Raw genomic sequence first — 15,832 nt, 5'->3', positions numbered from 1 at the left:
GGCGCGTTGAAACATGCGCTTAAACATCGCCTATCTTCCGACTCTATAGGGGCAATTGCCGAATACAGTGCACATCCGTACACTGCGCCACCTTTTGTCCCGATGGGCTGTGTCGATGCTTTTTTTGTTACGCATGTTGTTGATGGGGCTGCACTTTATGATTGCGGGTGTACTGGGCGTGCTGCTCGGGATCTGTCGGCCGTTCAATCCCGACAACAGCCGTTACTGCGCACGCCTGTATGCCGTGCCGGCGATGTGGCTGTTGCGCCTGCGGGTGAAGGCTGAGGTCGACTCGCTGCGCAACAAGCCCAGCAGTTGCGTGATCATCGCCAACCATCAATCCAACTACGACCTCTTTGTGTTCGGCACCGTGGTGCCCTATCGCACGGTGTGTATCGGCAAGAAGAGCCTGAAGTGGGTGCCGTTGTTTGGGCAACTGTTCTGGCTGGCGGGCAATGTGTTGATTGACCGGGGCAACGCCCACAAGGCGCGGCGCTCGATGCTGACCACCACCCACACCTTGCAGCATGCAGACACCTCGATCTGGGTGTTCCCGGAAGGCACGCGCAATTTCGGCGAAACCCTGCTGCCGTTCAAGAAAGGCGCGTTCCAGATGGCGATCGCCGCGGGCGTGCCGATTGTGCAGGTGTGTGTCAGCACCTATGTGAAGCAGATGAAGCTCAGCCGCTGGAACAGTGGCGATATTCTGATTCGCTCGCTGCCGCCAATTTCTACGAAGGGGCTGACGATGGATGACATGCCACTGCTAATGCAGACCTGCCGCGAGCAAATGCGCGATTGCATCGAAGCGATGGATCGCGAGTTGCAAACCGCGCCCGCAATCGCTGGTGAACCCCGCCGAATTTGCTGACTCTGATTGGGCAGGGCAGGCTAAGCTGCCTGACACTTGTCATCTGCCATTCAAGAAGAAGCGATCAGCACTATGGGTAGAGTTGTTGCGGCCGCCGTCTATAGCGCCGGAAAGAAAGTCACCGATATCACCCTCGACGAAGGCGCCGCCTGGGCCGCCAAGCCCGACCACTTTGTGTGGATCGGCCTGGAAGAGCCCAGCGCCCTGGAGCTGGCCAACCTGCAACGCCAGTTCAACCTGCACGAACTGGCCATCGAAGACGCCCTGGAAAAACACAGCCGTCCCAAGCTTGAAACCTTCGGCGACGCGCTGTTTATCGTGACCTATTCGCCGGTGCGCGATAACGGCAAGCTGGAGTTTATCGAAACCCATATCTTTGCCGGCAGCGGCTACATCATCACCGCCCGCAACGGCCACTCGGCGTCCTACGGCTACGTACGCCAGCGGTGTGAGGCGCGGCCTCTGTTACTGGAGCATGGGGAAGATTTCGTACTCTATGCGCTGCTGGACTTTGTTACCGAGAACTACCAGCCAGTGAGCGAGGCGATTCATGCCGAGGTCGATGAGCTGGAGCGCAACGTGTTGTGCAACTCCCTGAGTGAAGCGGATATCCAGAAGCTCCACGGCCTGCGCCGCGATGTGCTGCGGCTGAAGCGCTACGTGGCGCCGATGGTGGAGATCAGTCAGGAGTTGCAGAAACTGAGCTTCCCGTTTATCGACAAGAACATGCGTCCGTACTTTCGCGATGTGCAGATTCACGTCACCCGGCAGATGGAAGACCTGACCACCCTGCGGGATATCGCCAGCCAGACCATCGAGATTGGGGTGTTGCTGGAAGCGTCGCGCCAGAGTGTGGTGCAACGCAAGTTTGCCGCATGGGCAGCGATTCTGGCGTTCCCGACGGCGGTGGCCGGGATCTACGGGATGAACTTCCAGAACATGCCGGAGCTGCAATGGCACTACGGCTATTTTGCGGTGCTGGGGTTTATTGCGGTGGGGTGTACGAGTTTGTGGGCGAGTTTCAAGCGTTCAGGCTGGCTGTAACAAACCCGGCTCAATTTGCTGAAGATCAACAGTGTGGGAGCTGGCTTGCCTGCGATGCAGGCACCTCGGTTTGTCAGTGACACCAAGGTGATGCTATCGCAGGCAAGCCAGCTCCCACATTAATCCGCTTTGCCTTGAAGACCGTGCTTCTTGCCCTGGACGGTTTCAGGCAGCGCCTGTTTCGGGTTTGTGCGCCACAAACCGCATCATCCATTCCGCCACGGTCACGCCGTGGTGGTCTCTTTCCAGACTGGCCACACCATTGGTGTAGACCTTCTCCCCCAGGGTTGTCTGAAGAATCTCCAGCAGCTCGCGGGAATAGTCGTGGATAAATTCCGGGTGGCCCTGGAAGCACAGCACCTGGTCTTCGATGTGATACGCCGCATACGGGCAAAATTCGCTGGAAGCGATCACTGTGGCGTTTTCCGGCAAGGTGGTGACCTGGTCCTGGTGGCTGATCAACAGCGTTAATTCTTCCACCACCGGGCTCATCCACGGTGCCTTGGCGTTCAGTTTGTAGTCATGGATGCCCATGCCCCAGCCCTTGGTCGCCCGCTCGGTCTTGCCGCCCAACAGCAGCGCCAGCAACTGGTGGCCGAAGCAGATGCCGATCAGTTTGTCGCCGCGGGCATGGCGGTCCAGCAGGTAGGTCTTGAGGGTCTGGATCCAGGGATCGGTGCCAAAGGAGTCGGCCTTGCTGCCCGTCACGAGGTACGCGTCGAACACTTCGTCATCCGCCGGGTATTCACCCTGCACCACGTTATAGATGACGAATTCGGCAGCAATCGGCTGTTTGGAAAACAGGCGCTTGAACATCTGCCCGTACCCTTGGTACTGATCGATCAGTCCAGGACGCAGGATATCGGTTTCCAGGATGCACACGCGTAACGACATAAAAAATACCTGACACGGCGATGGGAATAATGAACACCCCAGAGCCTGCCTTGAAATACCCTTCCAAGGCAAGCCCCATCACCATGCTCAATGTGGGAGCGGCGGTGCGACGATTCGACTTGCTCGCGAATGCGGTGGATCAGTTAACGAGTGTGGTGACTGACACACCGCTTTCGCGAGCAAGCCCGCTCCCACATTTTGATCACCGAAACGCTTCACCCTGTGCGGCTTTCTCCAACAGCAGCGCTGGTGGCGTGAAGCGCTCACCGTATTGCTCGGCCAGGTAACGGGCGCGGGCGATGAAGTCGTTCAGGCCGTACTGGTTGATGAATTGCAGCGCCCCGCCACTCCAGGCGGCAAAACCGATACCGAAGATCGAGCCGACGTTGGCATCGGCCGTCGACATCAACACGCCCTCTTCCACACAGCGCACGGTTTCAATGGCCTGGATGAACAGCAAGCGGTCACGCACGTCCTGGGCCGAGATCCGTTGCTCAGGCTTTTCAAAGCGGTTTTTCAGCTCAGGCCACAGGTGTTTCTGCCCGCCCGCCGGGTAATCGTAGAAGCCACCCCCCGCGGCCTTGCCCGGGCGTTTGTATTCGTTGAGCAACAGGTCGATTAAGGCAAATGCCGGGTGCTGGGGTAACGGCTTGCCCTCGGCCTGTAGGTCCTTGGCCGTCTGCTGGCGGATATGGCTCATCAGGCTGAGGGAAACTTCGTCAGAGACCGCCAACGGTCCCACAGGCATGCCGGCCTTGCGTGCCTCGGTCTCGATCATCGGCGCCGCCACGCCTTCGCCGAGCATGGCGATGCCTTCGTTGGTGAAGGTGCCGAACACCCGTGAGGTGAAGAAGCCGCGACTGTCGTTGACCACAATCGGGGTTTTCTTGATTTGCAGGACGAAATCGAAACCTCGGGCCAGGGTTTCGTCGCTGGTTTGGGTACCTTTGATGATTTCCACCAAGGGCATTTTGTCCACCGGGCTGAAAAAGTGCAGTCCGATAAACTTGCCCTGGTCGGGCACCGCCGTGGCCAGGCCGCTGATGGGCAAGGTGGAGGTGTTGGAGGCGATGACTGCGTCGGCCCCCACCACGCTCTGCGCAGCGGCGGAGACCTTGGCCTTGAGTTCCCGGTCTTCGAAGACGGCTTCGATGATCAGGTCGCAGCCGGCGAGGTCGGCATCGGATTCGGTAGGAATAATCCGCGCGAGGATGGTTTCCCGCTGCTCAGTGGTCAATTGCCCACGGCCGACCTTCTTGTCGAGCAACGTTGCCGAGTGGGCCTTGCCCTTCTCCGCCGCCGCCAGGTTGACGTCCTTCAGCACCACCTCAACGCCCGCCGAGGCGCTGACATAAGCAATGCCCGCGCCCATCATCCCGGCGCCAAGCACGCCGACCTTGCGTGTCACATACGGCGCAAAACCCTGGGGTCGCGAGCTGCCGGCATTGATTTCATTAAGTTGGAACCAGAAGGTACCCATCATGTTTTTTGCCACTTGCCCGGTAACCAGCTCGGTGAAGTAGCGGGTCTCGATCAGGTGGGCGGTGTCGAAATCCACTTGGGCACCTTCCACGGCGGCGCAGAGGATTTTCTCCGGGGCCGGGAAGCAGCCGTTGGTTTTGGCGCGCAGGATCGATGGCGCAATGGCGAGCATTTGCGCGACTTTCGGGTTGGACGGCGTGCCGCCAGGGATCTGATAACCCTTGATGTCCCAACGCTGTTTCGCCTCGGGGTTGGCCAGAATCCACGCCCGGGACTTGGCCAGCAGCTCGTCACGATCTGCCGCCAGCTCGTCAATCAACCCGGCTTGCAGCGCCTGTTGCGGCGTAATCTTTTTGCCTTCCAGCAAGTAGGGCAAGGCCTTTTCCAGGCCCAGCATCCGCACCATGCGCACCACGCCGCCGCCACCCGGCAGCAGGCCAAGGGTGACTTCCGGCAAGCCAATCTGTACCGACTTGTGGTCCAGCGCCACGCGGTGCTGGCACGCCAGGCAAATCTCCCAACCACCGCCCAGTGCCGCGCCGTTGATGGCGGCCACCACCGGTTTGCCGAGGGTTTCCAGGGTGCGCAGTTGCGCCTTCAGCACCAGCACGCTGTCGTAGAAGTCCTTGGCGTGGGGCTGGTCGACCTTGATCAGTTCATTGAGGTCACCGCCGGCAAAAAAGGTCTTTTTCGCCGAGGTGATGATCACGCCCGCAATCGAATCCTTCTCGGCCTCCAGGCGGGCAACGGTGGCCGCCATGGCCTCGCGGTACACCCCGTTCATGGTGTTGGCGCTCTGGCCGGGCATGTCGATGGTCAGCACCACGATCTGGTCCTGGCCTTTTTCGTAACGAATGGCATCGGTCATGACTGATTCCTTAGGCTCAGAGGCGTTCGATGAGGGTGGCGATACCCATGCCGCCGCCGACACACAGGGTGGCCAGGCCATACCGCTGCTGGCGCACCTCCAGTTCGTCGAGCAAGGTGCCGAGAATCGCGCAGCCGGTGGCGCCCAGCGGATGGCCCATGGCGATGGAGCCGCCGTTGACGTTGACCCGGGCGGCGTCGATGCCCATGTCCTTGATGAATTTGAGCACCACCGACGCAAACGCCTCGTTAACCTCGAACAGGTCGATGTCTTCTACCCGCAGGCCAGCCTTGGCCAAGGCCTTGCGGGTAGCCGGTGCGGGGCCAGTCAGCATGATGGTGGGGTCAGTGCTGGTGACCGCCGTGGCGACGATGCGCGCCCGGGGTTGCAGGCCGAGTTCGCGGCCACGGGCGGAAGAGCCGATCAGCATCAACGCCGCGCCGTCGACGATCCCGGAACTGTTGCCCGGTGTGTGCACGTGGTTAATACGCTCGACGTGGCTGTAGACGCGCAAGGCGGTGGCATCGAAGCCCATCTGGCCCATCATTTCAAAGCTGGGCTTGAGCTTGCCCAGGCCTTCGAGGGTAGAGTCGGCCCGGATGAACTCGTCCTGATCCAGCAGCACGATGCCGTTCTGGTCCTGCACGGCGATCAGCGACTTGCTGAAGGAACCGTCTGATCTGGCCCGCGCGGCTTTCTGCTGTGAGTGCAAGGCAAAGGCATCGACATCCTGGCGGGTGAAGCCTTCCAGCGTGGCAATCAGGTCGGCGCCGATGCCCTGTGGGGTGAAGTGGCTGTGCATATTGGTTTGCGGGTCGAGTACCCAGGCGCCGCCGTCGCTACCCATGGGCACGCGGGACATGGACTCGACGCCGCCGACCACCACCAGGTCTTCAAAGCCGGAGCGCACTTTCATCGCGCCGAGGTTCACGGCCTCCAGGCCCGACGCGCAAAACCGGTTGATCTGCACACCGGCGACGCTGATATCCCAGTCCGCCACCAATGCGGCGGTCTTGGCGATGTCGGCACCTTGGTCGCCAATCGGTGTGACACAGCCGAGGACGATGTCATCCACTTGCCGGGTATCGAGGTCAGTGCGCTGTTGCAGCGCAGTCAACAACCCGGCCACCAGGTTCACCGGCTTGACGCTGTGCAAGGCGCCATCCGGCTTGCCTTTGCCACGGGGCGTGCGTATCGCATCAAAGATCAAAGCTTGGGTCATGACGTCCTCGAATTACTGGGCAACGGATCGTGCCCTTACCTTAGGCGCCGGGGCGGCGGATTCAATGACCGAACCGCTCATTGACCTTGACGCACACGCTCAGACGAACGGTAGGAGGCTACGGGATTCGGCTGATTAATCGTTTTAGCTGTCTAGCCCTAGGGCTGGCGTCTGGCTGGCAATTGGCCTCATGCCTTTTTAATAAGTTTTCTCCAGGTAATGAGATGAAATGGATCTAAGTCAAGCAGAACCAGGGCTCTAAGGTTGAATCTGTAGGAGAAGTAAATGGTTGCCGCCGGGTTTTGCTGGGGCACCTGTAAGAACTGTAAGAAAAGAGTCATGTAGCACCGTCATAGTTGAATCGACCGGCACGCATTTGACGCTCAGGAATAACAACAAAAGGCAGTCAGCCATGTTCAAGCATTCGAAAGTTCGTCAGGCGGGACTTATTCTTTTCGCCACCACACTGATTCTGATCTTGCCCAACCTCACCAAGGTCATTGGGTGACCTCTCACACCCCACATTCTGCGCAGACACAGCGCCAGGATCGAAGCCTTTGGCAGCACCTTTCGGGATATTGCGCATAGCGATCCCGTCAGGGGCTGCCGTTTTGCGTGCCGGTTTCAGCTAGTTTTGCGGTATCGTGAACCCGCATCGCCACTCAAACACGGGCCCTTCCTTGAAACAGATCATCGTCCTCCTGAGCCTGCTGCTCGCCTTGCCGGCGTCTGCCGCACAGCTGACCATCGAGTTGGATCACACCCGTAAAACCTGGGAAACCGCCGAGCTGCTCAAGCGCCCGGATGCACAGACGGTGCAGATCGTTGATGACGTTTCCTACAAGCGCAACATGACGTATCGCGCGGTACCGTTGGCAGCGCTGTTGCCGGGCATCACGCCGGAAAATCATCTGCAGGCGGTGGCGCTTGACGGCTTTGCCGCGGAACTGACGGCGGCGCCGCTGTTGTCAAAACGCGGCGCGCAGGCCTGGTTGGCGGTGGAAGACCCGGCGCATCCGTGGCCGCCACTGGCAGACGGCAAGCCCAGTGCCGGGCCGTTTTATCTGGTGTGGACGGACCCGCAGGCCGGGCCTATCAGCCCTGAGCAATGGCCGTTTCAGATCTCCGGCATCAAACAGATGAAGACGGTGGCGGAGCGCTTTCCGGCGTTGTTACCGGACCCGAAACTGGCGGCGGACGATCCAGTGAATCAAGGCTTCGCGCTGTTCCAGAAGAACTGCCTTGCGTGTCATCGCCTCAACGGTGCTGGCGATGCGCAGGTGGGGCCGGACTTGAATATTCCCTACAACCCCACTGAATATTTCGCCGGGGATTTCCTCAAGCGCTACATCCGTGATCCGCAAAGCATGCGGCATTGGCCACAGGCGAAGATGCCGGCATTTGCGGCCAGCGTGCTGCCGGATGCGGACCTGGATCTGCTGGTGGGGTACTTGAAGCATATGGCAGGCAGAAAGCAGCCTTAAGGCTCGGGTAAACCTGTGGCGAGGGAGCTTGCTCCCTCGCCACAAAAAGCGTTCCTGCCACAGAGAGCTTTCCTGCTACACACAGCTGCCTCTCTCCCGGAATCCTACTGCTGCTGCACCGAAATCACCGGTGTCGGCGCCACAAATACCTTGGCATGCATCTGCTCATGCCCTCCCCCACGGCGCATGCCCCGCACCGGGCAGGCGTCCAGGTAATCCAGGCCCACCGCCAGCTTCAGATGCCGTTCCGGCCGGGCCAGTTGGTTGGTCACATCAAAGCTGTACCAGGCGTCATCCAGCCAGGCTTCGGCCCAGGCGTGGCTGGCCAGGTGCTCGCAGTCTTCGCTGTACAAATACCCCGACACATACCGCGCCGGAATCCCCAGGCTACGGGCACAGGCGAGGAAGGCGTGGGTGTGGTCCTGGCACACCCCGGCACGCCCGGCAAACGCCTTGGCCGCACAAGTGTCGACCTCGGTAGAGCCGGGTGAGTAGGTCATGTACTGGTTCAGCGCATGCATCAGATCAATCAACGCACTGCGGTCGCGGCGCTGGTGGCAATGCTTTTCGGCAAAGCTGCGCAGGGCATCGTCCGGCTCGGTCAAACGGGTGCAGCGCAGGAACGGAAATGCCGACTGGCTTTCATGTTCCGCCTCGCGCAATTCATCGATATCCACCTGGCCACGGGCGCCGATGATGATGGCTTCGTGGGGCTCATCCAGGGTCAGCACGTGCAGGATGTTGCCGAAGGGGTCCAGTTGCGCCCGCACCGGCCGTGGCAAGTCCAACTGCCAACTGAGGACGTGCTGGCGCTCGCTGTCGTGGGGCGTAAGACGCAGGTACTGGATGCTGGCACGCACTTGGTCTTCGTAGTGGTAGGTGGTTTCGTGGCTGATGGAAAGTCTCATGCCGCCTCCAGGTAGGAACTGTAAATAGCATCGCCCAGCTCGCGCACGAGCGGGATGAAGTCGGTCAGCCAAGCGTGCAGGCCTTCCTCGAGAATTTCGTCGATGGCGGTATAACGCAGCCGTGCGTCCATCTCGGCTGCCAGGCGCTGGGCCGGGCGACCGTTGATGCCGGGCAGGCTGCCAAGGATCTGATCAATCTCCTCACTGCACGCCCGCAGCGAACGCGGGACGTCGGCGCGCAGCAGCAACAGCTCGGCGACTTGCCGAGCGCCCGGGGCGTCACGGTAGATCTCGGTGTAGGCCTCGAACGACGACAAGGCGCGCAGCAACGCACTCCACTGATAGTAGGCGTGGGCGGTGCCATCGGTGACCGCTTCGGCCTGGTCACCGGCCATTTCATAGCGGGCATCCAGCAGGCGCAGGGTGTTGTCGGCGCGTTCGATAAAGGTACCGAGGCGGATAAAACGGAAGGCGTCGTTACGCATGATGGTGCCGTAGGTGGCGCCACGGAACAGGTGGGAGCGTTCCTTGACCCACTCGCAGAACCGGCTCATGCCATAACGGCTCAGGCCCTGCTGGGCGATGTCGCGAATTTCCAGCCAGGTGGCGTTGATGTTTTCCCACATGTCGGCGGTGATTCGCCCACGTACGGCGTGGGCACTGGCCCGGGCCGCACCGAGGCAGCTGTAGATGCTGGCGGGGTTGGCCGCCTCCAGGGCGAAGAAGTGCAGCAGGCGCTCGGCGTGCAGCTCACCGTGACGCTCGCGGTAATCGTCGAGGGTGCCGGTGATCAACAGCGGCATCGCCAGTTCATGCAGGCCATCGCCACGCCCGTCCTGGGGCATCAGCGACAGCGAATAACTGACATCGAGCATCCGCGCGAGGTTTTCCGCACGCTCCAGATAGCGCGACATCCAATACAAATCCGAGGCAGTTCTACTCAACATATTTCAATCCTCAACCACCCAGGTGTCTTTGGTGCCGCCGCCCTGGGACGAGTTGACCACCAGCGAACCCTCCCGCAGCGCCACGCGGGTCAGGCCACCGGGCACCACACGGGTTTCCTTGCCTTGCAGCACGAACGGGCGCAGGTCGATGTGGCGTGGGGCGATGCCGTTTTCAACGAAGGTCGGGCAGGTGGACAGGCACAGGGTTGGCTGCGCGATATAGGCGTGGGGCTTGGCCTTGATGCGTGCGCGGAAGGCTTCGATTTCCGCCGCCGAGGCCGCCGGGCCGACCAACATGCCGTAGCCACCGGAGCCCTGGGTTTCCTTCACCACCAGCTCCGGAAGGTTGGCCAGCACGTGGGACAGTTCACTGGGATTACGGCACTGGAACGTCGGAACATTCTTCAGGATCGGTTCCTCATCCAGGTAAAAACGGATCATCTCGGTGACGAAGGGGTACACCGACTTGTCATCCGCCACCCCGGTACCGATGGCATTCGCCAGCACCACATTGCCCGAGCGGTACGCCGCCAGCAGGCCTGGCACCCCGAGCATGGAGTCCGGGTTGAACGCCAGCGGGTCGAGGAAGGCGTCGTCGAGGCGGCGGTAGATCACATCCACCGCCTTGGGGCCGTCCGTGGTGCGCATGAACACTCGGTCATCGCGCACAAAGAGGTCGGCACCTTCCACCAGTTCCACGCCCATTTCCCGGGCCAGAAACGCATGCTCGAAGAACGCACTGTTGAAACGCCCCGGGGTGAGTACCACCACGCTGGGGTTATCCAGCGGGCTGGAGCTTTTCAGGGTGTCGAGCAACAGGTTGGGGTAGTGGTCGATGGGCGCGATGCGCTGGGCGGCGAACAGTTCGGGGAACAGGCGCATCATCATCTTGCGGTCTTCGAGCATGTAGCTGACACCGCTGGGGGTGCGCAGGTTGTCTTCGAGAACGTAGTAAGTACCGTCGCCATCGCGTACGAGGTCGACGCCGGAGATATGGGAATAGATATCGCGGTGCAGGTCCAGGCCCTGCATCGCCAACTGGTATTGCTCGTTGGCCAGCACTTGCTCGGCGGGGATGATCCCGGCCTTGATGATCCGTTGTTCGTGGTACAGGTCGGCGAGGAACATGTTCAGCGCCTTGACCCGCTGGATGCAGCCGCGCTCGACGATCCGCCACTCACTGGCCGGAATGCTGCGGGGAATCGTGTCGAAGGGAATCAGGCGTTCGGTGCCTTGCTCATCGCCGTACAGCGTGAAGGTGATGCCGGCACGGTGAAACAGCAAATCGGCTTCACGGCGGCGCTGAGCCAGCAGCTCGGCAGGCGTCTCGGCCAACCAGCGGGCGAACTCGCGGTAATGGGGGCGCACCTGCCCTGCCCCGTCGTACATCTCATCGTAATAAGTGCGGATCATGCCGTACTCCTTGTCACCCGGACGCCAGAACCATCGCAAGGCCCGTGCCAGCGGCATAAACACTTAAGTATCAATCAGTTGAAGATAGGCGCAGGTCTCACCGCACCGTCCCGGTGCAGCAAATGCCCGCTGTCATGGGCAGCGCCTCATTGCAATGCAGGCCATGACTATCACCAGCATAGTCAGAGTTGATTTCATCGCGCGGCAAACCCTGCGGATAATCACCTCCATCGGCTGAACAGGACATGTCCTACAGCCTGAACCTTTGCTTGATGGGTAACGTGATACGGCATGTACCGATCGGTTCCCCTTCGCTCCGATCTTCCCTTTGGCCACCCTGCTCGGGTGGTTTTTTTTGCGCCGGATTTTTCCCAAGCCAGAAACAAAAACGGCCGACCCAAAGGTCAGCCGATACGCTGTGTTGATGCTCATGCCGCTACATGGGTAACCCACGCACCTCCTGTTTCACGCCCCATCCCTCAATGATCCCGCCCAAAGGCTCGACCACGGCCTCAAAGTCCTGCTCGAAGTCTCCTATGCCGTCGTAGGTGGCGAACATGATTTTGCTCAGTTCCAGGTACCAGGCGCCGTCATCCCGCGCGCTGACCTGGGCATTCAGGGATTCCCCACGAAACCGACCCGCAGCCCGGCGCGCACGTTCCTCATCCGGGAAAATGGCGTAGAACTCGATGGGGTGGAAACGTGAGAAGTCAAAGCCGCCCTCTTTCATGCGGCGCAACACGTTGGTGCTGATGTCTTCTTGATAGGCTGTGCTCATGAAACGTCCTCCTCACACCGATGGATAGACTTTCCGTGCTTCCCAAGGCCCGCGCTGCAAGGGCGCGGGGGTTACGGCAATGAAGTCGCCGCTGGGAGACAAGCATGTAGCTGACAAGACCAGACCTTAGCGATTCATTCGCTGATCTCCATTGCAGAGTAACGCGAAGTTTTCAGCTCCACCAGCGTCTGTTTAAGGGTATACAGGGAATGTTCAGGCGGCGGGGTCGACCTTGAGGTCTTTAATGCTGTTTTGATCTTTCAGGATCTTCACTGTGGGTTCGGCAACACGCCCTTCGAGATCGTTGAGATCCAATTCCTTCAGCACCGGGGACACGCGAGCGCGAACCAGGCGCGCAGCCTCTTCAAGGGTCGGTTTTTGCTCACATTCGAATTGCTCGACTACCGACTCACCATGATCATCAGTGAAGGAAACGTTCCACTTTGGCATCAGAGCCTCCTCGATAAAACCCATGGGTGGGCTTACCTCTATCTGGACCTTGAGGGCTAGGAAATCGTTCCACTCGAGGCAGGAGGCACCGGATGAATTGCGCTTACTGCTCGGCGCGTTCGCGCAAGGCTTTCAACGTATTGAAGGGAGCCTCCACCACGAACTTGTTGGCCAACCACGAAGGCACGCTGCCGCCTGGCTCGGTGTGGACCTGGTAAGTGACTTCGGTCTGGTTATCGCCCTTGGGCACCAGTTTCCAGAAGCCGTCGACCTGGGCGACGCGAACGAAGCCCTTCTCTTCCGGCAAGTAAGTCGGCACTTCTTCCAGCTTGCGGGTGACCGTACCGTCCGCCGCCTTGCTGGTGGTGATATGCAGGATCGAATCACGGTTAGACACCGGGAACGGAGCGTTAAACTGGGTGTAGGTCCAGTTCTGGTCACCGTCCTGCTTCAGTGATTTTTGTGATTTGCACTCGTGGATCCATTTGCAGGCCCCGGCAGCATCCTCTTGCAAGGCCAGCACCTTGGCGATTGGCGCCTTGATCACGGTAACGCCGCGATAGGCTTTGTACTTGGAGCCTGCGATGTCACTCAAGGAGACTTTGATGCCGTCCTCATCCTTGGCAATCTGCCAATCTTCAGCGTGCGCTGCGCCGGCAAACAACACGGTAAAACCGCACAACACCGCAATTCGTTTCAGTGAACCCATGGTCTTATTCCTTATTGTTGAAGTTCAGTACTTTGAACAGCCCACTAAGCCGCCGTCATCTGTTCCCACCAGCCGATCAACTTGATCGCTTCTGCCTGGCTGTTGCCACACACTTCGATATCCGGCTGGAACGAACTGCACACCGCTGGCCGCTCAGGCTGGCCAAACAACTGGCACAGTTGTTCGACCGAAAGATGCAGGCAGCGTTCGCCCGCCGGTTTGCCGGCAGGCATTCCCGGCAACGGAGAACTGATGGATGGGGCAATGCAGCAAGCGCCACAGCCTTCACGGCATTTCATGACGAACGGATCCTCGACAGCTCAGTGTTGATGGCCACGTAAGACTACGCGCTTAAACAGACGTTTTAAATTGGCCTAATAGGGGTTTTTCACCGAAAACAAAAGTGACTGACCAGTCTGCGACAGAAGGTCAGAGGGGCGCGTCACTTTCAGTCGTCGGGTTTATTGCTTGAACTGGAAATCCAGCGCCGCGCCTTCTACCTCGCGGCGCTCTTCGTTGCGCAGTTGCAGCTGCATTTCATTGCTGAGCAGGCGCCCGTTGATCTGGAACGCACTGTTATCGGTGGGCTTCTCGGCAAACATCGGCGGCAGCAGCGGCACGTTCTTCGGCTGCGGCATGGTGCCGAGAGGTTGCAGGTGGCGAACCATGTTCGACGGCAGGCTCAAATCCAGTTCCGCAGGCGGCAATTGAGTCTTGGCCACTTCATGGGCTGATTTTGACTTGCTGGCAATAGGCGCACGCTTTTTAGCCGGTGCTGCTTTCTTTACGGGCGCTTTCTTCGCCACCGGTGTCTTCTTTACCGCAGCGGCTTTCTTCGCCGGTGCCTTCTGCGGGGTGCTGGCAGCAGGTGCCGTTTCACCGGCGGGAGCCGCCAGGACGGCGCCAGCGTTACACAGGCTTAACACGCAGATCAGCAGCGCAGCAGGAAAGGTATAAGTCATATCGCCAGCAGCATTAACGGCAGAAGGCCATATGCTCGCTTGTTGAGGGCGGTATGACAAGCATGGTAATTAGCCAGCTACCCTTCGTGTCCCCTTTCCATGCCTTAGAAACCCGCCGCAGTCTCCTGACACAGCTGGCTCGCCAGCATGCCGAGGGTCATCAGCGCGCGTTCGGCCTCGCGGTTCCACGGTGTGCCGCAGTTCAGGCGAATACAGTGGTTGAACTGTTCCGTATTACTGAAGATCAGCCCCGGTGCAATGCTGATGCCTTGCTGCAAGGCACGCACGTGCAGTTCCTGGGTATTGACCCGTCCCGGCAAACTGACCCACAGGATAAAGCCGCCGGTCGGCCGGGTCATCTGGGTGCCTTCGGGGAAATACTGTTGCACTGCCAGCTGGAACGCGCTGAGGTTCTTGCGGTATTCCTGGCGGATATAGCGCAAATGCCGGTCGTAACCGCCGTTTTCCAGGTACGCCGCCGTGCCCATCTGGGTCACGCTGCAGGCCGAATGGGTGCTGAACATTTGCAGGCGCTGGATTTCCTGCTGGTACTTGCCGGCGATCATCCAGCCGATGCGGATGCCCGGTGACAAGGTCTTGGAGAAACTCGAGCAATAGATAACCCGGTCCAGGCGGTCGTAGGCTTTGAGTGCCTTGGTGCGACCCAGTTCGAACATCAGTTCGCCGTAGATATCGTCCTCGACCACCTGGATATCGAAATCCGACGCCAAGCGCAGCAACTGTTTCTGCCGCTCTTCGGGCATGGTGCCGCCCAGGGGATTGCTCAGGCGCGTGGTCAGCACCAGGGCCTTGATCGACCATTGGTTGGCCGCCAGTTGCAGGGCTTCCAGGCTCATGCCGGTGGCCGGGTCGCTGGGGATTTCGATGACCTTCAGCCCGAGCAAATCCGCCAGTTGCAGCAAGCCGTAATAGGTCGGCGATTCGGCGGCGATCAAGTCACCGGGACGGGTCAGGACCCGTAGCGACATCTGCAATGCGTCGACACACCCGTGGGTGATCACCACTTCGGACGGGTCCACCACCACCCCGGCATCCCGCATACGGATCGCCACCTGGCGCCGCAGCGGTTCAAAACCCGGGCTGAACATGTAGCTGAACGCCCGCGGGCTCTGGAAGCGCGTGACCTTGGCCAGTTGCTGGTGCAATGCACGCACCGGCAAGTAGTCGACACTCGGCACGGCAGCCCCCAGCGGAAACACGCCTTCGCGACGGGATTCGACCAACACCTGTTGAATAATGCTGCTGCGGGTGACCAACCCTGGACGCTCGACCCGGGCAATATCCGGCGTAGGCGCGGTGAGCGCCGGTGTCTGGTGCACGTAATACCCGGACTGCGGCCGCGCGCGAATCAAACCCTGGTCTTCCAGGTTCGCGTAGGCCTGCAACACGGTGGCGTGGCTGACATTGAGCTGGGAGCTCATCTTGCGCACCGAAGGCACGCGCTCGCCCGGTTGATAGACACCGCGGCGGATATCCTCAGCCAGTTGCTGGGCGATACGTTGGTAAAGCAACAGATTGGTCATGACGCAGCACTCGATTTCACGGGTATTTTATTTTTGTGTGAAACATACCGGCACAGTTTAGAAGTGTACGGGGACAGTTGCCACAATAGTCGAGCGCGGGCGGCAGTGATAGAAAAAACTGTAAGGGTGGCGCACTGAATGGCGGGCATAAAAAAACCCGATCACTGATCGGGCTTTTGTGGAAGCTGTCGAGCTTCAGCGAGGCTGCGATGCAGGCGCTGCGGTCTCGCAGGTCCACCGAGGCGATCCTATCGCA

At 59.9% G+C, this 15,832-nt stretch carries 15 protein-coding genes; 3 read left to right on the top strand and 12 right to left on the bottom strand.

From position 1 onward, the window contains the following. Positions 1 to 115 precede the first annotated feature (115 nt). Together LIY45_RS16940 and LIY45_RS16935 are read left to right on the top strand one after the other, a co-directional pair. A complete protein-coding gene (locus LIY45_RS16940) occupies positions 116 to 871 on the top strand; it encodes a 1-acylglycerol-3-phosphate O-acyltransferase (RefSeq protein WP_226476971.1) in 756 nt (251 codons plus the stop codon). Between the two features lie 72 nt (positions 872 to 943). Next, complete coding sequence (locus LIY45_RS16935) at positions 944 to 1,915, top strand: magnesium and cobalt transport protein CorA (protein WP_017475769.1); 972 nt, start codon at positions 944 to 946, stop codon at positions 1,913 to 1,915. Between the two features lie 165 nt (positions 1,916 to 2,080). Here the strand turns inward: LIY45_RS16935 and LIY45_RS16930 are convergent, their stop codons facing one another. The 3 genes from LIY45_RS16930 to LIY45_RS16920 form a co-directional block, all read right to left on the bottom strand. Then, complete coding sequence (locus LIY45_RS16930; RefSeq protein WP_226476970.1) at positions 2,081 to 2,809, bottom strand: amidotransferase; 729 nt, start codon at positions 2,807 to 2,809, stop codon at positions 2,081 to 2,083. 202 nt (positions 2,810 to 3,011) lie between these two features. Next, positions 3,012 to 5,159: a 3-hydroxyacyl-CoA dehydrogenase NAD-binding domain-containing protein gene (locus tag LIY45_RS16925; protein ID WP_226476969.1), complete on the bottom strand. Its 2,148-nt coding sequence runs from the start codon at positions 5,157 to 5,159 to the stop codon at positions 3,012 to 3,014. Positions 5,160 to 5,175: 16 nt separating this feature from the next. After that, complete coding sequence (locus LIY45_RS16920) at positions 5,176 to 6,381, bottom strand: acetyl-CoA C-acetyltransferase (RefSeq protein WP_226476968.1); 1,206 nt, start codon at positions 6,379 to 6,381, stop codon at positions 5,176 to 5,178. A gap of 680 nt (positions 6,382 to 7,061) precedes the next feature. Between LIY45_RS16920 and LIY45_RS16915 the strand changes: the two genes are divergently transcribed. After that, the gene (locus tag LIY45_RS16915) at positions 7,062 to 7,865 is read left to right on the top strand and encodes a cytochrome c (protein WP_226476967.1); all 804 of its coding nucleotides are present in this window, start codon (positions 7,062 to 7,064) and stop codon (positions 7,863 to 7,865) included. A gap of 104 nt (positions 7,866 to 7,969) precedes the next feature. Here the strand turns inward: LIY45_RS16915 and LIY45_RS16910 are convergent, their stop codons facing one another. The 9 genes from LIY45_RS16910 to LIY45_RS16870 all read right to left on the bottom strand — a co-directional run bounded on the left by LIY45_RS16910 (position 7,970) and on the right by LIY45_RS16870 (position 15,576). Then, positions 7,970 to 8,773 (bottom strand): transglutaminase family protein, encoded by an 804-nt coding sequence (locus LIY45_RS16910; RefSeq protein WP_010165966.1) that lies wholly within the window; start codon positions 8,771 to 8,773, stop codon positions 7,970 to 7,972. Further along, positions 8,770 to 9,720, bottom strand: a complete 951-nt coding sequence (locus tag LIY45_RS16905; RefSeq protein ID WP_226476966.1) for an alpha-E domain-containing protein — start codon at positions 9,718 to 9,720, stop codon at positions 8,770 to 8,772. Before LIY45_RS16905 ends, LIY45_RS16910 begins: the two co-directional genes overlap by 4 nt. A gap of 3 nt (positions 9,721 to 9,723) precedes the next feature. Continuing rightward, the gene (locus LIY45_RS16900; RefSeq protein ID WP_017475776.1) at positions 9,724 to 11,133 is read right to left on the bottom strand and encodes a circularly permuted type 2 ATP-grasp protein; all 1,410 of its coding nucleotides are present in this window, start codon (positions 11,131 to 11,133) and stop codon (positions 9,724 to 9,726) included. Positions 11,134 to 11,569: 436 nt separating this feature from the next. After that, positions 11,570 to 11,911 (bottom strand): ribonuclease E inhibitor RraB, encoded by a 342-nt coding sequence (locus LIY45_RS16895; protein WP_003193463.1) that lies wholly within the window; start codon positions 11,909 to 11,911, stop codon positions 11,570 to 11,572. Positions 11,912 to 12,124: 213 nt separating this feature from the next. Beyond that, positions 12,125 to 12,385 carry a hypothetical protein gene (locus tag LIY45_RS16890; protein WP_017475778.1) on the bottom strand — a complete coding sequence of 87 codons (261 nt, stop codon included), beginning with the start codon at positions 12,383 to 12,385 and terminating at the stop codon, positions 12,125 to 12,127. Positions 12,386 to 12,464: 79 nt separating this feature from the next. After that, positions 12,465 to 13,070, bottom strand: coding sequence for an START domain-containing protein (locus tag LIY45_RS16885; RefSeq protein WP_017475779.1), 606 nt, complete (start codon positions 13,068 to 13,070; stop codon positions 12,465 to 12,467). Between the two features lie 44 nt (positions 13,071 to 13,114). Then, positions 13,115 to 13,369, bottom strand: coding sequence for a YkgJ family cysteine cluster protein (locus LIY45_RS16880; RefSeq protein ID WP_026077765.1), 255 nt, complete (start codon positions 13,367 to 13,369; stop codon positions 13,115 to 13,117). Positions 13,370 to 13,531: 162 nt separating this feature from the next. Further along, entirely contained in the window at positions 13,532 to 14,032 is a 501-nt protein-coding gene (locus LIY45_RS16875; RefSeq protein ID WP_226476965.1) for a translation initiation factor 2, read from the bottom strand. Between the two features lie 104 nt (positions 14,033 to 14,136). Then, positions 14,137 to 15,576 carry a PLP-dependent aminotransferase family protein gene (locus tag LIY45_RS16870; RefSeq protein ID WP_008434911.1) on the bottom strand — a complete coding sequence of 480 codons (1,440 nt, stop codon included), beginning with the start codon at positions 15,574 to 15,576 and terminating at the stop codon, positions 14,137 to 14,139. Between the last annotated feature and the right edge of the window lie 256 nt (positions 15,577 to 15,832).

It is taken from the genome of Pseudomonas sp. MWU16-30323 (assembly GCF_020515595.1).
GTDB lineage: Bacteria > Pseudomonadota > Gammaproteobacteria > Pseudomonadales > Pseudomonadaceae > Aquipseudomonas > Aquipseudomonas yamanorum.
Note: the sequence above shows the minus strand (reverse complement) of the source record. Positions and strands in the feature narration are given on the sequence as shown.

Coding starts and splice junctions, on each gene's coding strand:
- LIY45_RS16940 (WP_226476971.1), top strand. CDS start 116: ATGCTTTTTTTGTTACGCATGTTGTTGATGGGGCTGCACTTTATGATT.
- LIY45_RS16935 (WP_017475769.1), top strand. CDS start 944: ATGGGTAGAGTTGTTGCGGCCGCCGTCTATAGCGCCGGAAAGAAAGTC.
- LIY45_RS16930 (WP_226476970.1), bottom strand. CDS start 2,809: ATGTCGTTACGCGTGTGCATCCTGGAAACCGATATCCTGCGTCCTGGA.
- LIY45_RS16925 (WP_226476969.1), bottom strand. CDS start 5,159: ATGACCGATGCCATTCGTTACGAAAAAGGCCAGGACCAGATCGTGGTG.
- LIY45_RS16920 (WP_226476968.1), bottom strand. CDS start 6,381: ATGACCCAAGCTTTGATCTTTGATGCGATACGCACGCCCCGTGGCAAA.
- LIY45_RS16910 (WP_010165966.1), bottom strand. CDS start 8,773: ATGAGACTTTCCATCAGCCACGAAACCACCTACCACTACGAAGACCAA.
- LIY45_RS16905 (WP_226476966.1), bottom strand. CDS start 9,720: ATGTTGAGTAGAACTGCCTCGGATTTGTATTGGATGTCGCGCTATCTG.
- LIY45_RS16900 (WP_017475776.1), bottom strand. CDS start 11,133: ATGATCCGCACTTATTACGATGAGATGTACGACGGGGCAGGGCAGGTG.
- LIY45_RS16895 (WP_003193463.1), bottom strand. CDS start 11,911: ATGAGCACAGCCTATCAAGAAGACATCAGCACCAACGTGTTGCGCCGC.
- LIY45_RS16890 (WP_017475778.1), bottom strand. CDS start 12,385: ATGGGTTTTATCGAGGAGGCTCTGATGCCAAAGTGGAACGTTTCCTTC.
- LIY45_RS16885 (WP_017475779.1), bottom strand. CDS start 13,070: ATGGGTTCACTGAAACGAATTGCGGTGTTGTGCGGTTTTACCGTGTTG.
- LIY45_RS16880 (WP_026077765.1), bottom strand. CDS start 13,369: ATGAAATGCCGTGAAGGCTGTGGCGCTTGCTGCATTGCCCCATCCATC.
- LIY45_RS16875 (WP_226476965.1), bottom strand. CDS start 14,032: ATGACTTATACCTTTCCTGCTGCGCTGCTGATCTGCGTGTTAAGCCTG.
- LIY45_RS16870 (WP_008434911.1), bottom strand. CDS start 15,576: ATGACCAATCTGTTGCTTTACCAACGTATCGCCCAGCAACTGGCTGAG.